Annotated in this window: 16 protein-coding genes; 8 read left to right on the top strand and 8 right to left on the bottom strand. The window is 72.6% G+C overall.

The features are described from left to right. Nucleotides 1-101 precede the first annotated feature (101 nt). From ACFYYR_RS17800 to ACFYYR_RS17770, 7 genes are all read left to right on the top strand, one after another. A complete protein-coding gene (locus tag ACFYYR_RS17800) occupies nt 102-1,013 on the top strand; it encodes an LLM class flavin-dependent oxidoreductase (RefSeq protein ID WP_388853657.1) in 912 nt (303 codons plus the stop codon). A 264-nt stretch (nt 1,014-1,277) separates the two neighbouring features. Continuing rightward, nucleotides 1,278-2,198, top strand: coding sequence for a zinc metalloprotease HtpX (gene htpX / locus ACFYYR_RS17795; protein WP_388853654.1), 921 nt, complete (start codon nt 1,278-1,280; stop codon nt 2,196-2,198). Nucleotides 2,199-2,265: 67 nt separating this feature from the next. After that, nucleotides 2,266-2,850, top strand: a complete 585-nt coding sequence (locus ACFYYR_RS17790) for a hypothetical protein (protein ID WP_388853651.1) — start codon at nt 2,266-2,268, stop codon at nt 2,848-2,850. A gap of 392 nt (nt 2,851-3,242) precedes the next feature. Beyond that, the gene (locus tag ACFYYR_RS17785) at nt 3,243-4,205 is read left to right on the top strand and encodes an ABC transporter ATP-binding protein (RefSeq protein WP_388853648.1); all 963 of its coding nucleotides are present in this window, start codon (nt 3,243-3,245) and stop codon (nt 4,203-4,205) included. Beyond that, on the top strand, nt 4,195-5,115 hold the full coding sequence (locus ACFYYR_RS17780) for an ABC transporter permease (protein WP_388853645.1): 921 nt from the start codon (nt 4,195-4,197) through the stop codon (nt 5,113-5,115). Before ACFYYR_RS17785 ends, ACFYYR_RS17780 begins: the two co-directional genes overlap by 11 nt. Beyond that, nucleotides 5,112-6,047, top strand: a complete 936-nt coding sequence (locus ACFYYR_RS17775) for an ABC transporter ATP-binding protein (RefSeq protein WP_388853642.1) — start codon at nt 5,112-5,114, stop codon at nt 6,045-6,047. The genes ACFYYR_RS17780 and ACFYYR_RS17775 overlap by 4 nt, the downstream gene beginning before the upstream one ends. A gap of 14 nt (nt 6,048-6,061) precedes the next feature. Further along, nucleotides 6,062-6,781, top strand: coding sequence for an ABC transporter permease subunit (locus ACFYYR_RS17770; protein WP_388853639.1), 720 nt, complete (start codon nt 6,062-6,064; stop codon nt 6,779-6,781). Between the two features lie 189 nt (nt 6,782-6,970). On the opposite strand, the gene ACFYYR_RS17765 is transcribed toward ACFYYR_RS17770, so the two are convergent. After that, entirely contained in the window at nt 6,971-9,025 is a 2,055-nt protein-coding gene (locus tag ACFYYR_RS17765) for a heavy metal translocating P-type ATPase (protein ID WP_388853636.1), read from the bottom strand. A gap of 64 nt (nt 9,026-9,089) precedes the next feature. Between ACFYYR_RS17765 and ACFYYR_RS17760 the strand changes: the two genes are divergently transcribed. Next, a complete protein-coding gene (locus ACFYYR_RS17760) occupies nt 9,090-9,440 on the top strand; it encodes an ArsR/SmtB family transcription factor (RefSeq protein WP_388853634.1) in 351 nt (116 codons plus the stop codon). 299 nt (nt 9,441-9,739) lie between these two features. On the opposite strand, the gene ACFYYR_RS17755 is transcribed toward ACFYYR_RS17760, so the two are convergent. The 7 genes from ACFYYR_RS17755 to ACFYYR_RS17725 form a co-directional block, all read right to left on the bottom strand. Continuing rightward, nucleotides 9,740-10,540 carry an HAD family hydrolase gene (locus ACFYYR_RS17755; protein WP_388854453.1) on the bottom strand — a complete coding sequence of 267 codons (801 nt, stop codon included), beginning with the start codon at nt 10,538-10,540 and terminating at the stop codon, nt 9,740-9,742. Between the two features lie 119 nt (nt 10,541-10,659). After that, the gene (gene serS / locus ACFYYR_RS17750) at nt 10,660-11,937 is read right to left on the bottom strand and encodes a serine--tRNA ligase (protein WP_388853631.1); all 1,278 of its coding nucleotides are present in this window, start codon (nt 11,935-11,937) and stop codon (nt 10,660-10,662) included. Nucleotides 11,938-12,706: 769 nt separating this feature from the next. Further along, nucleotides 12,707-13,642 carry a prephenate dehydratase gene (gene pheA, locus ACFYYR_RS17745; RefSeq protein ID WP_388853628.1) on the bottom strand — a complete coding sequence of 312 codons (936 nt, stop codon included), beginning with the start codon at nt 13,640-13,642 and terminating at the stop codon, nt 12,707-12,709. 194 nt (nt 13,643-13,836) lie between these two features. Next, nucleotides 13,837-15,126 carry an iron uptake transporter deferrochelatase/peroxidase subunit gene (efeB, locus tag ACFYYR_RS17740; protein WP_388853625.1) on the bottom strand — a complete coding sequence of 430 codons (1,290 nt, stop codon included), beginning with the start codon at nt 15,124-15,126 and terminating at the stop codon, nt 13,837-13,839. Further along, nucleotides 15,126-17,423 (bottom strand): copper resistance protein CopC, encoded by a 2,298-nt coding sequence (locus tag ACFYYR_RS17735; protein ID WP_388853622.1) that lies wholly within the window; start codon nt 17,421-17,423, stop codon nt 15,126-15,128. The genes efeB and ACFYYR_RS17735 overlap by 1 nt, the downstream gene beginning before the upstream one ends. Before the next feature lie 12 nt (nt 17,424-17,435). Beyond that, complete coding sequence (locus tag ACFYYR_RS17730) at nt 17,436-17,882, bottom strand: copper chaperone PCu(A)C (RefSeq protein WP_388853619.1); 447 nt, start codon at nt 17,880-17,882, stop codon at nt 17,436-17,438. Next, entirely contained in the window at nt 17,879-18,523 is a 645-nt protein-coding gene (locus tag ACFYYR_RS17725; RefSeq protein ID WP_388853616.1) for an SCO family protein, read from the bottom strand. The genes ACFYYR_RS17730 and ACFYYR_RS17725 overlap by 4 nt, the downstream gene beginning before the upstream one ends. Nucleotides 18,524-18,564 lie beyond the last annotated feature (41 nt).

Below are 18,564 nucleotides of genomic sequence, written 5' to 3'. Positions count from 1 at the left end.
TGCGGCCCGGCCGGGTGCGGTCCGGACCCGCGATGCTGCACCCGCTGGAGCCGCACCCCGTGATGCGTGGTGTGCCGGACCCGCCGCTTAGGCTCGTGGCCATGGCGACCTCTCTGCGACTGAGCACGGTGATTCTTCCTGTCCGCCGCTGGCACGAGGGCGCCCGGGAGGTGTGGCAGCGGGCCGAGGAGCTGGGATTCCGTACCGCCTACACCTACGATCACCTCTCCTGGCGGGGCACCTTCCGCGACGGCCCCTGGTTCGGGGCCCTGCCGACCCTGACGGCCGCCGCGGCCGCCACGGACCGGCTGCGGCTGGGGACCCTCGTCACGTCCCCGAACTTCCGCCACCCCGTCACCCTCGCCAAGGAGCTCATCTCCCTCGACGACATCAGCGCCGGCCGGATCACGCTGGGCATCGGCGCCGGGGGCAACGGCTTCGACGCCACGGCCCTCGGCCAGAAGGCGTGGACGCCGCGCGAGCGCGCGGACCGCTTCGGGGAGTTCGTGCCGCTGCTCGACCGGCTGCTCAGCGAGGACGTCGTCAGCCACGACGGCGTCTTCTACTCCGCGAACGAGGTCCGGAACATACCGGGCTGCGTCCAGCGCCCGCGGCTGCCCATCGCCGTCGCCGCGACGGGCCCCCGCGGACTGCGGCTCGCCGCCCGCCACGGGCAGGCCTGGGTCACCACGGGGAACCCGAAGATCTCGGCGACCGGTACTCCCGCGGAGTCCCTCGCCGCCATCCGCAGCCAGGCGGAGCGGCTGTCCGACGCCTGCGCGGAGACCGGCCGCGATCCGTCGGAGCTGGAGAAGATCCTGCTCACCGGCTTCACGCCGGACCGCCCCCTGGACTCCCTGGACGCCTTCGTCGACTTCGCCGGGGCCCACGCCGAACTCGGCTTCACCGAGATCGTGCTGCACTGGCCGATCCCGGACTCGATGTTCGAGGCCGACCAGAAGGTCTTCGAGCGCATCGCGACGGAGGGGCCGGCGCAGTTGGGGCAGGGGTGATCGGCTCGGCCGGGACGGCCGGCTCGGTCGGGGCGGACTGGTGCCGATGAAGGGGGACGGGCGGGGGCCGGGCCGGGGACGGGTGCGGGTTCGGCGCTGCCTCCAGCAGCCTCGGTGCTCCTCCGGTGCTCCGTCCCTCCGCCTTCGGCCTCCCTCCGCCTTCGGCTGCCTCCCTTAGGCTTCCGTCTTTATGTCCGCTATAGCCCCAAAAGGGGCAGAATCGAGGGAGGAGCAGGACCACAGCCGCGCTCTGGAGGTGGGCTGATGCCGAGGACCCGGACCCGATCCCGATACGCCAAGGACCAGGGCCTCACCACCCGCATGGTGACGACGATGTTCCTGATCGGGCTGCTCTACGTCGTCTTCGTCGGCGTGCTGCTGACCCTGCTCCGGGGTGCCTGGCCGATCATCCTGATCGTGGCGGGCGGACTCTTCGTCGCGCAGTTCTGGTTCAGCGACCGGATCGCCGCGTACAGCATGGGCGCCCGCGAGGTCACCCCCGAGCAGGCCCCCGCCCTGCACGGCGCCGTCGACCGGATCTGCGCCCTCGCCGACATGCCGAAGCCGCGCGTGGCCATCGCCCGCAGCGACATCCCCAATGCCTTCGCCACCGGCCGCAACGAGCGCACCGCCCTCGTCTGTGCCACCACCGGCCTGCTGCGACGGCTGGAGCCGGAGGAACTGGAGGGCGTCCTCGCCCACGAGCTGTCCCATGTCGCCCACCGCGATGTCGCCGTGATGACCATCGCCTCGTTCCTGGGAGTCCTCGCCGGCATGATGACCCGCGTCGCGCTCTGGGGAGGCCTCGGCCGCGTCGGCGACAGCCGGGACCAGAACACCGCCATCGTGGCGCTGCTCATTCCGCTGGTCAGCGCGGTGGTCTACGTGATCAGCTTCCTGCTGACCCGGCTGCTCTCCCGCTACCGCGAGCTGTCCGCCGACCGCGCCGCCGCCCTGCTCACCGGTCGCCCCTCCGCCCTCGGCTCAGCCCTGACCAAGGTGAGCGGCGACATGGCCCGGATCCCGACACGGGACCTGCGCCAGGCCGAGCCCTTCAACGCCTTCTACTTCGCCCCCGCCTTCTCCTCGCGGGCGAGCCTGGGGCGGCTCTTCTCCTCGCACCCCACCCTGGAGCAGCGCCTGGACCAGCTGGGCCGGATCTCGGCGCAGCTCAGCCACTCGTGAGGACATCGGCCCGTGCGGATGCCGGCTCGTGAGGCTTCCCATGACAACGACGTGAGGGACTGAGACCGTGGGCCTTCTGGACACCATCCTCGGCCGCAGCAAGCCGGTCCGCCCGGACCTCGACCGGCTCTTCGGCCTCCCCTCCGCGGCGATCACCCTGGAGGCGGGTGCCGGGTTCGCGCCCACCGGTCTCGGCTCGGTGTGCTTCGCCAGTGTGGAGGGCGGTGCCTTCACCCAACTCCAGCGGGACGTACGGGACCTGCTCGACGCCGACACCCGGGACGGCGGTGTCCCGGTGGAGTTCAGCCGGGACACCTACGGCTACACCTGGCTCCTCGCCCGGCATCCCGCGGACGACATCGCGTCACTCGTCAACGACGTGCACGCCGTCAACACCCTGCTCCAGGACGCGGGCTTCGGACCACAACTCCTCTGCTCCCTGATCGCCTTCCGCGACGCCGGGCAGCGTCCCCTCGGGCTCGTCTACCTGTACAAGCGCGGCACCTTCTACCCGTTCGCTCCGCTGCCCGGACGGCAGGAGAAGCGTGACAACGCCCTCGAACTCCAGGTCAGGGGAGTGCTCGGCGACGATCTGCGGATCGAGGAGGACCTGGCGCGGTGGTTCCCGGTGTGGGGCGCGCCGGGACTCTGACCTCCCGACCGGGGGCCCCTCCCCCTCCCCCCTCCCGACCCTTGGCCCCGTTGTCGCCAGAGTCACGCGACGCCGGGAACTCGCATAACCCCATGGAGCGTTCACCGGTGAGTGCTGAGGTCATGCGACAACCGTCCAGCCGCCCCGTCCGGCCCGCCCCGGCTGCTCCGCCCCGGCCGGCCGAACCGAGGCAGCCGGCCGAACCGAGGCAACTGACAGTGACGAGAGTGGCAACCCGCCCCCAACAGCGTCAAGGCTGGTGCGCCGCCTGTGGATACCGCTGGTAACGGCCTGGGGAGGAGACCCCCTACGGGACATCAGCCTCGAGTCGTACCCCGAACCAGCCGCCAGGTCTGACGTGAACTGTGGCGGCCGCCACTACCGTCGACGACGTGACTGTCATCGCGACCGAAAGCCTCAGCAAGCGGTTCCCCCGGGTGACCGCGCTCGACCGGCTCTCCGTGAACATCACGCCGGGCGTGACCGGCCTGGTGGGCGCCAACGGAGCCGGCAAGTCCACTCTGATCAAGATCCTGCTCGGACTCTCCCCCGCCTCCGAGGGGCGCGCCTCCGTCCTCGGCCTGGACGTCGCCACCCAGGGCGGCGCCATCCGCGAGCGCGTCGGCTACATGCCGGAGCACGACTGCCTCCCGCCCGATGTCTCGGCCACCGAGCTCGTCGTGCACATGGCGCGGATGTCCGGGCTGCCGCCCGCCGCCGCCCGGGAGCGCACCGCCGACACGCTGCGCCACGTCGGCCTCTACGAGGAGCGGTACCGCCCCATCGGCGGCTATTCGACCGGTATGAAGCAGCGGGTGAAACTCGCCCAGGCGCTGGTCCACGACCCGCAGCTGGTCCTGCTCGACGAGCCGACCAACGGACTCGACCCCGTCGGCCGCGACGAGATGCTGGGCCTGATCCGCCGGGTGCACACCGACTTCGGCATCTCGGTCCTGGTCACCTCCCACCTGCTCGGCGAGCTGGAGCGCACCTGCGACCACGTCGTCGTCATCGACGGCGGCGCCCTGCTCCGCTCCAGCTCCACCAGCGACTTCACCCAGGCCACCGCGACCCTCGCCGTGGAGGTCACCGACAGCGAGCGCCACCCGGACGGCACCGGTGCCCTGCGCACCGCCCTGGCCGCGGTCGGCATCGAGGTGCACGCGGGCGGCCGCGCCCCCGGTGCGGGGCACGTCCTGCTGCTCGACGTCGCCGATGACAGCACCTACGACACGGTCCGCGACACCGTCGCCGAACTCGGCCTCGGCCTGGTGCGCATGGAACAGCGCCGTCACCACATCGCCGAGGTCTTCCGTTCGGAAGAGCAGAACGGAGGAGGCCGCGATGCAGCCTGAGACCACCGCCCCCGCCGTACCCGCCCAGGGCGGCGATCCCACCCGGATCCACAACATCGGCTACCGCTCGTACGACGGCCAGCGGCTCGGCCGGGCCTACGTCCGGCGCTCGCTCTTCGTGCAGAGCCTGCGCGGTGCCTACGGCCTCGGCCGCTCGGCGAAGTCCAAGGTCCTGCCGATGCTGCTGTTCGCCGTGATGTGCGCGACCGCCACGATCATCGTCGCGGTCACCATCTTCGCCAAGTTCAAGAAGCCGCTGGTCGACTACACCGAATACGCGATGACCATGCAGGCGGTGATCGGCCTCTATCTGGCGTCCCAGGCCCCGCAGGCCGTCTCCCGGGATCTGCGCTTCCGGACCATGACGCTCTACTTCTCCCGCCCGATGGAGCGCGTCGACTACGTGCTCGCCAAGTTCGCGGCGATGGCCTCGGCCCTGTTCATCCTCACCGGCGCCCCGGTCGTCATCCTCTACATCGGAGCGCTGCTCGCCGAACTCGACTTCGCCGAGCAGACGAAGGGATTCGGGCAAGGCATGGTGTCCGTGGCGCTCCTCTCGGTGCTCTTCGCCGGAATCGGGCTGGTGGTCGCCGCGCTCACCCCGCGCCGCGGATTCGGTGTGGCCTCCGTCATCGCGGTGTTCACGATCCCCTACGGCGCGGTGAGCACCATCCAGGCCATCGCCCACTCCCAGGACAACGACACCGCGGCCGGCTGGCTCGGACTCTTCTCCCCGGTCTCGCTCATCGACGGTGTGCAGAGCACGTTCCTGGGCGCCGCTTCGCGCTTCCCCGGCGGTGCCACCCCGCCCGGAACCTTCGCCGGAGTGGTCTACCTCGCCGCTGTCCTCGGACTGATCGTGGCCTCGTACGGCCTGCTGATGCGCCGCTACCGAAAGGTCGGGCTGTGACCTCCCTGAATATCGACCACGTGTCCCGGTGGTTCGGCAACGTCGTCGCCGTCAACGACATCACGATGACGATCGGCCCCGGTGTGACCGGACTGCTCGGCCCCAACGGGGCGGGCAAGTCCACGCTGATCAACATGATGGGCGGCTTCCTGCCCCCGTCGACCGGCTCCGTCACCCTCGACGGCGCCCCGGTCTGGCGCAACGAGCAGACCTACCGGCAGCTGGGGATGGTCCCCGAGCGCGAGGCGATGTACGACTCCCTCACCGGGCAGGAGTTCGTCCAGGCCAACGCCGAGCTGCACGGGCTGCCCAAGCCGGCCGCCGCGGCCCGCGAGGCACTCGCCACGGTCGAGATGGAGTACGCGCAGAAGCGGAAGATCTCGACGTACAGCAAGGGCATGCGGCAGCGCGTGAAAATGGCGTCCGCCCTGGTCCACCAGCCCTCCGTGCTGCTGCTCGACGAGCCGTTCAACGGCATGGACCCGCGGCAGCGGATGCAGCTCATGGAGCTGCTCCGGCGGATGGGCGACGAGGGCCGCACGGTCCTGTTCTCCTCGCACATCCTGGAGGAGGTCGAGCAGCTCGCCAGCCACATCGAGGTGATCGTGGCGGGGCGGCACGCGGCGTCCGGTGACTTCCGCCGGATCCGCCGGCTCATGACGGACCGGCCGCACCGCTACCTCGTACGGTCCAGCGACGACCGGGCCCTGGCCGCGGCGCTGATCGCCGACCCGTCCACGGCCGGCATCGAGTTCGACGTCACGGACCCCGCCGGGCCCGGCGGGGGCGGACTGCGGATCCAGGCCGTCGACTTCGCGCGCTTCACCGAACTGCTCCCGCGGGTCGCCCGCGAGCACGGCATCCGGCTCCTCACGGTCTCGCCCTCCGACGAGTCCCTGGAGAGCGTGTTCTCCTACCTGGTCGCGGCCTGAAGGAGCCTGAACCGATGTACAACTCCACGGTCGCCCGGCTCACCTACCGGGCCCTGCTCGGCCGCCGCCGGGCACTGATGATGTTCGCCCTGCCGGCCCTGCTGCTGATCCTCGCGGTGATGGTCCGGGTGCTGACGGGCGCCGACGACCAGACCGCGGCCCGTGTGCTGGGCGGCTTCGCGCTGGCCACCATGGTGCCGCTGATCGGTGTGATCGCCGGTACGGGCGCGATCGGCCCCGAGATCGACGATGGTTCGATCGTCTATCTGCTCGCCAAGCCGGTGAAGCGGCACACGATCATCCTCACCAAGCTGATCGTGGCCATCGGCGTCACTGTCGTCTTCTCGGCGGTGCCCACCCTGCTGGCCGGCTACATCCTCAACGGCAACAGCCAGCAGGTCGCGTCCGCCTACGCGGCCGCGGCGGTGGTGGCCTCAGTGGCGTACGCCGCGCTGTTCCTGCTGTTCGGCACCCTCAGCCGGCACGCGGTGGTCTTCGGCCTGGTCTACGCCCTGGTGTGGGAGACGCTGTTCGGCAGCCTCGTCCCGGGCGCCCGGACGCTGAGCATCCAGCAGTGGGCGCTCGCCCTGGGGCACAAGCTCGACCCGGGGAACCTGATGTCCTCGGACGTCGGGGCGACCTCCGGCGCGGTGCTGCTCGTCGTCGTCACCCTGGGCGCCACCTTCTACGCAAGCCAGAAGCTCCGCGGGCTCACCCTGGCCGGTGAGGAGTGACGGCACGTCCGCGGTGACGCGGGCGTAGCTGTGCGGCAGGGGGTGTGCGCGGTTCGGCGCACACCCCCTTCCTGCTGCAATCCGCCCGGTTCCCGCGTGCGGGGCGCCGGACGGGTACTTCCGTACGCGCAGAGGGCCTCCGTACGGACCGGTGCACCGCTGCTCCCCGGCAGCGCCCGCTGATCCCGCTCAGTGCGGAACGGAACCGGGGGGCGGAACGGAACCGGGGGAGGCCGCTCCGGAAGCCGCCGCCTCCGCCGCACGCCCGGTGCCGGCCTCGGGGCGGGGCGTCCCGGACCGGTCCACCGGGCCGGACGGGCGGGGTGCGCCGGACTCGGCGCCGAACGGTGCCCGCAGCATCCGCAGACCGTTGAGGGCGACGAGGACCGTGCTGCCCTCGTGCCCCACGACTCCCAGGGGGAGCGGGAGTTCACCCAGCGTGTCCCAGGCGACGAGCCCCACGATGCAGCACCCGGCGATGACGAGGTTCTGTACGACGAGCCGGCGCGCACGGCGCGACAGGGCGATCACCGCGGGCACCGCGGTCAGTTCGTCCCGGACGACGATCGCGTCCGCCGCCTGGAGCGACAGATCGGCACCCGTGCCGCCCATGGCGACGCCGACCTGGGCCGTGGCCAGGGCCGGGGCGTCGTTCACCCCGTCGCCGACGAGCAGCACCCGGCCCCCGCCCGCGCCCAGTTCGGACACCGCCGCCACCTTCTCCTCGGGCAGCAGCCCGGCCCGTACCTCCTCGATGCCGCACGCGGCGGCCGTGTGCTCGGCGGGGCCCCGGGCGTCGCCGGTGAGGAGCACCGGCGTAACGCCGGTCAGCGCGGTCAGCCGGGCGACCGCCGCGGGGGCGTCCGGGCGCGGCCGGTCCGCCACCACCAGCGTGGCCACGGCCACTCCATCCACGCCGACCTGCACCGTTGTCATGCCGGACGGCTCCTTCCCGGGCGCCGCGGCGGAGTTTTCCACAGGGCTTTCGGTGATGGTGGGGCCGGCCGCATCCTGATCGGGGCGGCCGACGGTCACCCGCCGATCCTTGACGACTGCCTCGACTCCGAAGCCCGTCCGGGACACGAAATCCCGGACGGGGTACGGGATCAGCCCGCGCTCGCGTGCCGCCGCGACGACGGCGCGGGCGACCGGGTGCTCGCTCTCCGCCTCCACCGAAGCCGCGAGCCGCAGGGCCTCCGCCGGGCCCCGCACCTCCACCACCCGGGGTGCGCCCTGGGTGACCGTCCCCGTCTTGTCCAGCGCCACGACCGTGGTCCGCCCCAACTCCTCCATGACCACGGCGGACTTGACGAGGACGCCGTTCCGTCCTGCGTTGGCGATCGCCGCCAGCAGCGGCGGCATCGTCGACAGCACCACCGCGCACGGCGAGGCCACGATCATGAAGGTCATGGCGCGCAGCAGGGTGGGCTCCAGGGCGGCCCCGAACGCCAGGGGCAGCGCGAAGAGCGCCAGCGCGCCCACGACCACGGCCAGCGAGTAGCGCTGCTCGATCCGTTCGATCCACAGCTGGGTGGGCGCCTTGGTCCGGGACGCCTCCTCCACCATCGCCACGATCCGGGCGATCACCGAGTCGGACGGGTCGCGCTCCACCCGCACCCGCAGGGACCCGCGGCCGTTCAAGGTGCCCGCGAAGACCTCGTCCCCCGCCTCCTTGTCGGCGGGCAGCGGCTCCCCGGTGATGGTCGACTGGTCGACGTCCGACCTGCCGCCGAGGACGCGGCCGTCCGCCGCCACCCGCTCCCCGGGCCGGACGAGGACGACGTCACCGACCGCCAGCTCCGCCGCCGCCACCCGCTCCTCGCCGCCGGCGGAGACACGTGTCGCGGTCTGCGGCGCCAGGCTCAGCAGGCTGCGCACGGAGGCCTCGGTCCGGGCGGTGGCGACCGCTTCCAGGGCCCCGGAGGCGGCGAAGATGACGATCAGCAGCCCACCGTCGAGGACCTGGCCGATCGCCGCCGCCCCCAGCGCCGCGACCACCATCAGCAGGTCGACGTCCAGGGTCCGTTCGCGCAGGGCCCGCACACCGGCGAGCGCCGGTTCCCAGCCGCCCGCGGCGTAGCAGACCGCGTACAGGGCTCCCCGGAGCAGGCCGGGCGCTCCGGCTGCCTGGGCGCCCGCGGCGGCGGCGAAGGCGGCGAGGGCGAGCGCCGCCCACCGCGCCTCGGGCGGAAGGCGACGCGGTTCGGTGGCGACGGAGGCATCGCGCGCTGCGGTGATCGGCATGACGGCAGCATAACTGCTCACATGAAGAGGTCTTCATGCTTGGGTGGCGAACTACGATGCCCGCATGGGACATGGGGTGGACGACCGGCGGGAACCGGCACGGCTCGACGAGCGGAGCGCGGCCACCGTCGCCGAGACCCTCCAGGCCCTGGCCACACCCAGCCGCCTGCTGATCCTCTCCCGCCTCCGCCAGGGGCCGTGCGCGGTGACGGAGCTGGCGGACGCGGTGGGCATGGAGCAGTCCGCCGTCTCCCACCAGCTGCGGCTGCTGCGCAACCTCGGGCTGGTGAGCGGCGCCCGCCAGGGCCGGTCGATCGTGTACAGCCTCTACGACAGCCATGTGGCCCAGCTGCTCGACGAGGCGGTCTACCACATCGAGCACCTGCGGCTGGGTACGAAGGACGCGCCTGCCTGACGGGGGACGGGCAGCCGACGGGGTACGGACGCCTGACGCCCGACGGACGCCTGACGCCCGACGGAGGCCTGACGCCCGACGGGCGCACCCGGACCGGGACCCCGACCCCCGGACAGGGGCCCGGCCCCGGACGGACACCGGGTGTCACCAGGAGCGGAACCGAGAACCCCGGGCCGAGAACCCCGGGCCGAGAACCCCGGGGCCGGGATCCCCGCACCGGGCCAGGATCCCCGCACCGGGCCGGTGCCCGCCGGCCGCCCGGCAGGCAACCGATGACCCTCCCGGCCCGCTCCCCGGGCTCAGCCGAGCGGGAAGAGGCGCTCCAGGACGACGGCGATGCCGTCCTCGTCGTTCGAGGCGGTGATCTCGTCGGCGATGGCCTTGAGCTCCGGATGGGCCTGGGCCATGGCGACGCCGTGGGCCGCCCAGCCGAACATCGGGATGTCGTTCGGCATGTCGCCGAAGGCGATGGTGTCCGCGGCCTTGAGCCCGAGCCGCCGGGCGGCGAGCGAGAGGCCGGTGGCCTTCGTCAGGCCGAGCGGCAGCAGTTCGACGATGCCCGCTCCGGCCATCGTCACGCCCACCAGGTGCCCGGCCACGCCGAGGGCCACCCGGGCGAGTTCGTCGTCGTCGAGGTACGGGGACTGGAGGTAGAGCTTGTTCAGCGGGGCGGACCAGAGCTCCGCCGGGTCCTCGTAGGCCACCACCGGAAGGGGGCCCTCCTGCACCCGGTAGCCGGGGCCGACGAGCACCTCGCCCTCCAGGCCGTCCCGGCTCGCGGCCAGGGCCAGCGGGCCGGTCTCCGCCTCGATCTTCGCCAGGGCCAGCCCCGCGAGCTGCCGGTCGAGGGTCACCGAGGTGAGCAGCCGGTGCTCACCCGCGTGGTAGACCTGACCGCCCTGCCCGCAGACCGCGAGACCCCGGTAGCCGAGGTCGTCCAGGATGTGCCGCACCCAGGGCACCGCCCGTCCGGTGACGACGATATGGGCGGCGCCCGCCGCGGTGGCCGCGGCGAGCGCGTCCCGGGAACGCTGCGAGACCGTGTCGTCGGCGCGTAGCAGCGTGCCGTCGAGGTCGGTCGCGATCAGCCGGTAGGGCAGCCCGGCGGAGCCGTCCGGCGACGCCCCGCGGGCCGCCGCACCCGGTGACGGGTGGACGGCCCCGGGCCGCGCGCCGGAGCGGGCCGGGCCGGACGGACGGGCCGAGCCATGGGTGGAGGTCACGCGGCGACCGGCTCCAGCACCTCGCGGCCGCCCAGGTACGGACGCAGCATCTCCGGGACCCGCACCGAGCCGTCGGCCCGCTGGTGGTTCTCCAGCAGCGCCACGATGGTGCGCGGCACCGCGCAGAGCGTGCCGTTGAGCGTGGCCAGCGGGCGCACGTGCTTGCCGTCCCGCATCCGGACCGACAGCCGGCGCGCCTGGAACTCGTTGCAGTTCGAGGCGGAGGTCAGCTCGCGGTACTTGCCCTGGGTGGGGATCCAGGCCTCGATGTCGAACTTGCGGGAGGCCGAGGACCCCAGGTCACCGGTGGCCACATCGATCACCTGGAACGGCAGCTCCAGGCCGGTCAGCCACTGCTTCTCCCAGTCCAGCAGGCGCTGGTGCTCGGCCTCGGAGTCCTCCGGGGTGACGTAGGAGAACATCTCCACCTTGTCGAACTGGTGGACCCGGAAGATGCCCCGGGTGTCCTTGCCGTACGTACCGGCCTCGCGGCGGAAGCAGGGGGAGAACCCGGCGTAGCGCAGCGGCAGCTTGTCCGCGTCGACGATCTCGTCCATGTGGTAGGCGGCGAGCGGGACCTCGGAGGTGCCGACCAGGTAGTAGTCGTCCTTCTCCAGGTGGTACACGTTCTCGGCGGCCTGGCCGAGGAAGCCGGTGCCCTCCATGGCGCGCGGCTTGACCAGCGCCGGAGTGAGCATCGGGGTGAACCCGGCGGCAGTCGCCTGGGCGATGGCGGCGTTGACCAGGGCGAGCTCCAGCAGGGCGCCCACACCGGTCAGGTAGTAGAAGCGCGAGCCGGAGACCTTGGCGCCCCGCTCGACGTCGATGGCACCGAGCAGCTGGCCGAGTTCGAGGTGGTCCTTGGGCTCGAAGCCCTCGGCGGAGAAGTCGCGCGGCGCGCCGACGGTCTCGAGGACGGTGAAGTCCTCCTCCCCGCCGACCGGGACCTCCGGGTGGACGAGGTTCCCCAGCTGGAGGACGAGGCGCTGGGTCTCCTCGGCGGCCTCGTCCTGCTCGGCGTCGGCGGCCTTGACCGCGGCGGACAGTTCGCCGGCCTTCTTCAGGAGCTCGGCCTTCTCGTCGCCGGAGGCCTTGGGGATGAGCTTGCCGAGCGACTTCTGCTCGGCTCGCAGCTGGTCGAAGCGGACGCTGGACGACCTGCGCCGCTCGTCGGCGGAGAGCAGTGCGTCGACGAGGCCGACGTCCTCTCCACGGGCGCGCTGGGACGCGCGGACACGGTCGGGGTCCTCACGGAGCAGACGAAGGTCAATCACCCCCCCAGGCTACCGGTGCGCGCTGTGGGCGCTCGACTCGATATTCCCTTGCGCACCATTTCTACCGCTATGCCGGAAAAGGTGGAATCGCGAAGAAGGCTGTGGAGACGTTCCGGCGCATTCACCTGGCGGGCATATGAGCGTCGGCCCGACGTCCGGTTTTCCCTCGCTGGAGGGGCAGTTGGGAGGTGGGTTGTCCACAGGTCGGCGGTCCGGTCAGGGCTTTATCCACAGGCTGTGAGAAAGGGCTGTGGAAGTTGGAATTGATCATTCCGCCCGCTGAATGCTGGGCAATGGATTCCCTTCTCAAACCCCCCTCACACACTCATTCGGGTGGGAATGACTCCCTCCAAAGAGTTGATCAGGGGAATTGGGCTGACGAAAGACGACCTGGAGTGCTGTGGGGTGAGGTGGGCGCTGTAGGGCTATTTGTCGACCTTGTCGGGTTCGCGTGTCGACTTGTCCCCAGGTCGAGAACCGGGCCTGTGGATAACTCGGTGGATAACTCGGTGAACACCGCTGGGGCACCGCCGGGCACCCGCCACGGAGCGCCGGGAGGCACCGGGACCGGCCGTCCGCGGTGAGCACGGAGACCTCGGGGCCGGCCCGTCCGCGGGAGCGACGAGACGTCAGGAGCAGCCGCCTTCGGAGATCCGAAAGCGGTCGGCGACGGCGGCGGTCGGCAGGGGCGGCGGCCGGGGCGCCTGCGTCAGGCCGGCGGTGTTCAGGAATGGCAGTGTTCAGGACCGGCGGCGTCAGACCGGCGGCGTCAGGAGCGGCCGTCGAGGCAGCGGGTCAGCCAGTCCGACGCCGCGGAGAACTCACGGTCGGAGGTGCCGTGCCGCAGCGCCGCCACATCCGTCGGGTCCACCCCGGCCCGCGGATACGACCCCAGGAAGCGGACGTTCGGGCAGATCCGCTTCAGGCCCATCAGGGCCTCGCCCACCCGCCGGTCCGTGATGTGCCCCTCGCAGTCCACCGAGAAGCAGTACCGGCCGATGCCCTCGCCCGTGGGCCGCGACTCGATCCGCATCAGGTTCACCCCGCGCGCCGAGTACTCCTGGAGCAGTTCGAGCAGCGCGCCCGGGTGGTCGTCGCCCAGCCAGATCACCACGGACGTCTTGTCCGCACCGGTCCGCGCCGCCGGCCGGGCCGGGCGTCCGACCAGGACGAAGCGCGTCGCCGCGTTCTCGGCGTCGTGGATCTCGGTGACCAGGGGCTCCAGCCCGTACCTCGGTGCCGCGAACTCGCCCGCGAACGCCGCGTCGTACCGGCCCTCCTGCACCAGCCGTGCCCCGTCGGCGTTCGAGGCGGCCGACTCCCACAGGGCGTCCGGCAGATGCCTGCCCAGCCAGTTGCGCACCTGCGGCTGGGCCACCGGGTGACCGGTCACCGTCTTCACGTCCGACAGCGCGGTTCCCGGCCGTACCAGCAGGGCGAACGCGATCGGCAGCAGCACCTCGCGATAGATCATCAGCGGCGCGCCGGTGGCCAGCTCGTCGAGGGTCGCGGTGACGCCGCCCTCCACCGAGTTCTCGATCGGCACCAGTGCGCCGCCCGCCTCCCCGGACCGCACGGCGTCCAGCGCCGCGGGCACCGACACCATCGGGACCAGCTCGCGGGTCGCGGCCTCCGGCAGAGTCCGCAGGGCGGCCTCCGTGAAGGTGCCTTCGGGCCCGAGGTAGGTGTAGCGGCTGGCCGACATCGTGCGTGGCTCCCTTGGATCGGGGGACGCCCATCCCCTGTGTGCGGCGGGGGGTCTTCCGAGGCGAGGCCCCGGAACGGGACCCCGGTCCGGTGCTTGCCACGATACCCAGCCCCCGTACCGGCCGGTGCCGCGTCCGGCAGCCGGGACCCGCACGGGGGACGGCCCCACGGCCCGACGGCCGCCCCGGTCCGTCACCCCTCCAGCAGCCGCTGCCCCACGTACTCGCCCGGGGCGCAGCCGCCCGGTACGGCGAACAGACCGCTCGCCTCGTGCCGGATGAACCGCGACAGGGCGTCGCCCCGGTCCAGCTTGCGCTGCACCGGCACGAAGCCCCGGTACGGATCGGCCTGCCAGGCGATGAAGAGCAGCCCGGCGTCCGGGGTCCCGTCGCCGTCGAAGCCGTCGTGGAAGGAGAACGGGCGCCGCAGCATGGCCGCCCCGCCGTTCGCCTCCGGCGCGGAGATCCGGGCGTGCGCGTCGGCCGGGATCACGATCCCGCCCGAGGCGTCCCGCTTCTCCAGGTCCATCGGCGTCGTCTCGGTGCCGCCCGTGAGCGGGGCGCCGTCGGACTTCCGCCGCCCGATGACCTGCTCCTGCTTGCCGACGGGCAGCTTCTCCCAGTCGTCGAGCAGCATCCGGATGCGCCGGACCACCGCGTACGAGCCGTGCGCCATCCAGGACGGTTCGCCGCCCGACGGCACGAAGATCCGCTGCGCGAAGTTCTTGTCCGTGGGCTTCGGGTTCTTGGTGCCGTCGACCTGCCCCATGAGATTGCGGGCCGTCATCGGATGGGAGGTGGCACCGGGCGCCCGGTTGAAGCCGTTCATCTGCCAGCGCAGCCGGGCGGTGTCCCCGGTGTCCTTCTGCAGCGCCCGCAGGGCGTGGAAGGCGACCAGCGCGTCGTTCGAGCCGATCTGCACCCACAGGTCCCCGTTGCTGCGCTCGGGGTCCAGCGCGTCCGAGCTGAAGTCCGGCAGCGGATCCAGGGCCAGTGGGCGCTGCTTCTCCAGTCCGGTGCGGCCGAAGAAGGTCCGGCCGAAGCCGAAGGTCACCGTCAGGGAGGACGGCCCGGCGTCGAGGGCGACGCCGGTGTCGTCCGCCGTCGGGCGGCCCGCCATCAGCGTCTCGGCCGTCCGCGACCAGCGCCGCAGCAGCGCGGCCGCCGCCTTCCGGTCCGCTCCGGGGGCCAGGTCGAACGCCGCGAGGTGGCCGGCGGCCTGCAGCGGCGTGGTGATGCCCGGCTGGTGCCGGCCGTGGAAGGAGACCGCGCTGGAACCCACCGTCGCCAGCGCCGGGGCCTCCTCCCGGGCCGCGCTCCCGCCGAGCACACCGCCCGCGGCGCCCGCGGCCAGTCCGGCGGCGCCCGCCGCGCCCGCGGTGCCGAGCAGTCGCCGCCGGGAGAAGCCCCCGGCGTCCGGCCGGGACAGGTCCGGGGAGTCCTCCGGGCGGGAGGTGTCCTGGGAGTCGTTCGCGCCCGTCATCAGCCGATCTTCATCTTCTTGGTCTCGGTCACCTGGTCGATCTCCGAGGTGCGCACGGTCAGGGACACCTCCCACTCGCCCGCCATCGGGAGCTGGAGGCGGTTGGACACCCAGTGTCCGGTCTCCAGATGGAACGGCTGGATGGGCAGCGGCCCGAGGTCACGGGAGTCCAGCCGGAAGGCGAGCTTCACCTCCGGGACGTCCAGCGCCTTGCCGTTCGGCCGGCGGAGCTTGAGGTCCAGGGTGTTGGAACCGGTGAGTCCGGGCTCCAGGGAGAGCCGGGCGGTGCCCTTGCCGTCCGCGCCCCCGGTGTCGAAGGGAATGGTCGCCGTGGCGCGGCGCACCGCCGGCACCACGGGCGCACCGTTCCCGGACCGGGCCGCTTCCTCCGTGCGGCCCGGTTCGGTGCTGGTCAGCGCGGTGGTCACGGCCAGCAGCACTACCGCGACGGCGGCCTCGGCGAGCACCGTGCGACGCAGCCCGGAGCGCTCCGGGTCGGCGTCGCGGATGCGCTTGCTGCGGGCCGTCTCCCGGGCGGACCGCTGCCGGGCGAGCTGCGCGGCGCGCTTCGGGTCGGCGGGCGCGGGGTCCGGGTCCCCGGCCGCCGGCTGCTCGGTCCCCTCGGTCGGCTCCGTCCCGTCCGCCGGCTCCGTCCCGTCGGCCGGTGCCTGCGCCGCGCCGGCCGGGGCGGCTGCCGGAGCCGGCACCGCGGCCTTGCCGTCCGATGCCTCTCCGGCCGGTGCGTTCCCGGCCGGTGTCTCTCCAGCCCGTGCTTCTCCGGCCGGTGCCTCTCCGGCCCGTGCCTCACCCGCCCGGGCGGGTACGGTCGCCATCTCGTCGGCGGGCTCCGCCTCGGCGTCCGAGACCTCCGCCGCCGCGTCCGGAACACGCTCCGCTCCGGCGTCCGAAGCCTCCTCCGCTTCACCGCCCGAGGCCCGCTCCGCCGCGGTGTCCGCCGCCTCCTCGGCCACTCGCGCGTCCTCCTCGGCCGCCCGCGCGCCCTCCTCGAGCACCCGCGCGGCCTCCGCCTCGGGCGCCACGGACGCCGAGAGCCGCGCCGTCCAGCGCCGCGACAGCCAGCCGACCGCGAGCAGCACCGCCACCAGCGCGACCTTGACGAGCAGCAGTTGCCCGTACGACGTCGAGGTCAGGGCACTGACCGAGCCCACCTGGCGCCAGGACTGGTACACCCCGGTCGCGGCGAGGACGACGACGCTGCCGAAGGCCACCCGGGAGAAGCGGTGGACCGCGGCCCGTTCGACGGCCGGGCCGCGGTACAGCGCGACCAGCAGCGTGGCCAGCCCGCCCAGCCAGGCGGCCACCGCGAGCAGATGGAGGACGTCCACCGGCATCGCCACACCGGGCTGGAGCCCGGTCGACGCGTGCTCGGCGAGCGCCCAGGTCGCGGCGAGCCCGGCCGCGACGACGGTGCCGCCCATGCCCAGCCCGACGGCGAGGTCCCGGCGTTCCCGGGGATCCTCGCGCCGGGTGAACGCCCCGAACAGCACCGCGACGAACAGCGCGGCCGCCGCGAGCAGCAGCAGCCGGGAGACCAGCGCCGCCCCCGTCTTGGTCTCCAGGACCGACTGCAGTCCGCCCAGGTCGAAGGCGTCGGCGAGCTTCCCCGAGCCGGTGTACGGGGTGCGGAGCAGCAGCAGCGCCAGGGTGGAGGCGGTCAGGGCGACCCAGCCCTGGACGACCAGCCGCTGCACCGCCCGGACGCGGGCCCCGCCCGGCCAGCAGGCCAGCAGGAAGGCGGCGCCGCCGACCAGCACCACGAAGCCCGCGTAGGCGAGATACCGGGCGATGGCGTAGAGGGCACCGACCGGGCCGCCGCCCGGCTTCTGGTCGGGCACCCCCGCCGAGGTCTTCGACGGGGCCCCGATGGAGAAGGTGAACGCCCCGGCCACCGGGTGGCTGTCGGCCGAGACGGCCTGCCACGCCACGGTGTAGGTGCCGTCGGGCAGCCCGGAGCGCAGTCCGACCCCGTACCGGACGGCGTTCCCGCTGCCGAGATCGCGCACCTTGGCGGTGTCCACGCGCTTGCCCTTCGGGTCCAGCACGCGGATCGAGTCGTCCGACAGGGCGACGCCCTCGGAGAAGGTGAGGCTCACCTCCTTCGGCGCGCTGCCGACCACCGCCCCCTGCTTGGGATCGCTGCCGGTCAGCGCGGCGTGCGCCGAGGCCGGGGAGGCGCCGGCGAGCAACGAGCCGAGCAGCGCCGCCGCGAGCAGCAGCAGCGTCACGGCCGCGGAGCGCGCGGAGCGGCGGTCCAGGGAGGGGGCGGCGGCTGGCATGGCGTCAGTCCCTCACTTGTCCGGGGTGTAGTTGGTCGCCACGACGGGGACCTCCAGCGTGATCGGGTCCGAGGCGGCGAAGTGGAGCACCACGGACACCTTCTCCCCCTTGGCCGGCTTGTGTTCGAGTTTCATGAACATCAGATGGGTGCCGCCGCGGGCGAGCCGGAGCTCACCGCCCGCGGGGACCTTCAGCGACGACACCTGGCGCATCGTGTTGCCGACGGTCCGGTGCATCGTCACGTCACCGGCGAAGTCGCTGGTGACCGAGGTCAGCTTGTCGGCGGTGTCACCGGTGTTCCGGACGACGACATAGCCGCTCGCCATGTCGGCCATCACCGGCTGGGGCACGTACGCGCCCTCCGCCTTCAGTTCGGCACCCGAACCGGAACAGCCCCCCAGCGCCAGTCCGGTGGTGAGCGTCACGGCCGCGGCGAGGGCGCTGCGCCGCCGGGTCACGGTGTCCCGCCCTTGATGATCTTCGGAAGGTCCTTGGCGTACTCGTCCGCCGTGGTGTCCTTGTCGTAGATCGCGTGGCCCTTGTCGTCCTTCGGGGAGAAGGCGACGACCCGGGGGCTGTGCGAGGAGACCCAGGTCCCCTTCACCTTCTTGGGCTGGTCCAGGTAGATGTTGACGGCGCGGGCGCCCGCCTGGATGGTGTCGAAGTCGCCGGTGAGCCCGATGAACGACTTGTCGTTCTGGGCCAGCCACTTGCCGAGCTCCTTCGGGGTGTCCCGCTTCGGGTCGGAGCTGACGAAGACGACGCGCAGCTCCTTCCGTTCCGCCGGCGACAGCTTCCGCAGGGCGAGGGAGATGTTGCTCATGGTGAAGGGGCAGGCGTCCGGGCAGTGCCGGTAGCCGAAGTAGAGCAGGACCGGGTGGCCCTTGGTCTCCTTGATGAAGTCGTACTTCTTGCCGTCGGTGTCCGTCAGGACGAGATCCGGCTTGTCGAGCGGGTTGTCGAGGACGGTCGCGGCCTTGGTCGGTCCCGCGGAGACCTCGGCGACCGACGAGGACTCGTCGTCGCCGCCTCCGCAGGCGGACAGGGTGAGGGCCGCCGCCGCGGCGAGCGCGGCGGCGGTCAGGCTGGTCTTGCGCATGGAGAGATACCCCGGTTGGTGGTGTGCGGGCCCGGTGCGGC

It is taken from the genome of Streptomyces sp. NPDC001922 (assembly GCF_042891165.1).
GTDB lineage: Bacteria > Actinomycetota > Actinomycetes > Streptomycetales > Streptomycetaceae > Streptomyces.
The sequence above is the reverse complement of the archived record's forward strand: the minus strand, read 5'-3'. Positions and strand labels throughout refer to the sequence as shown.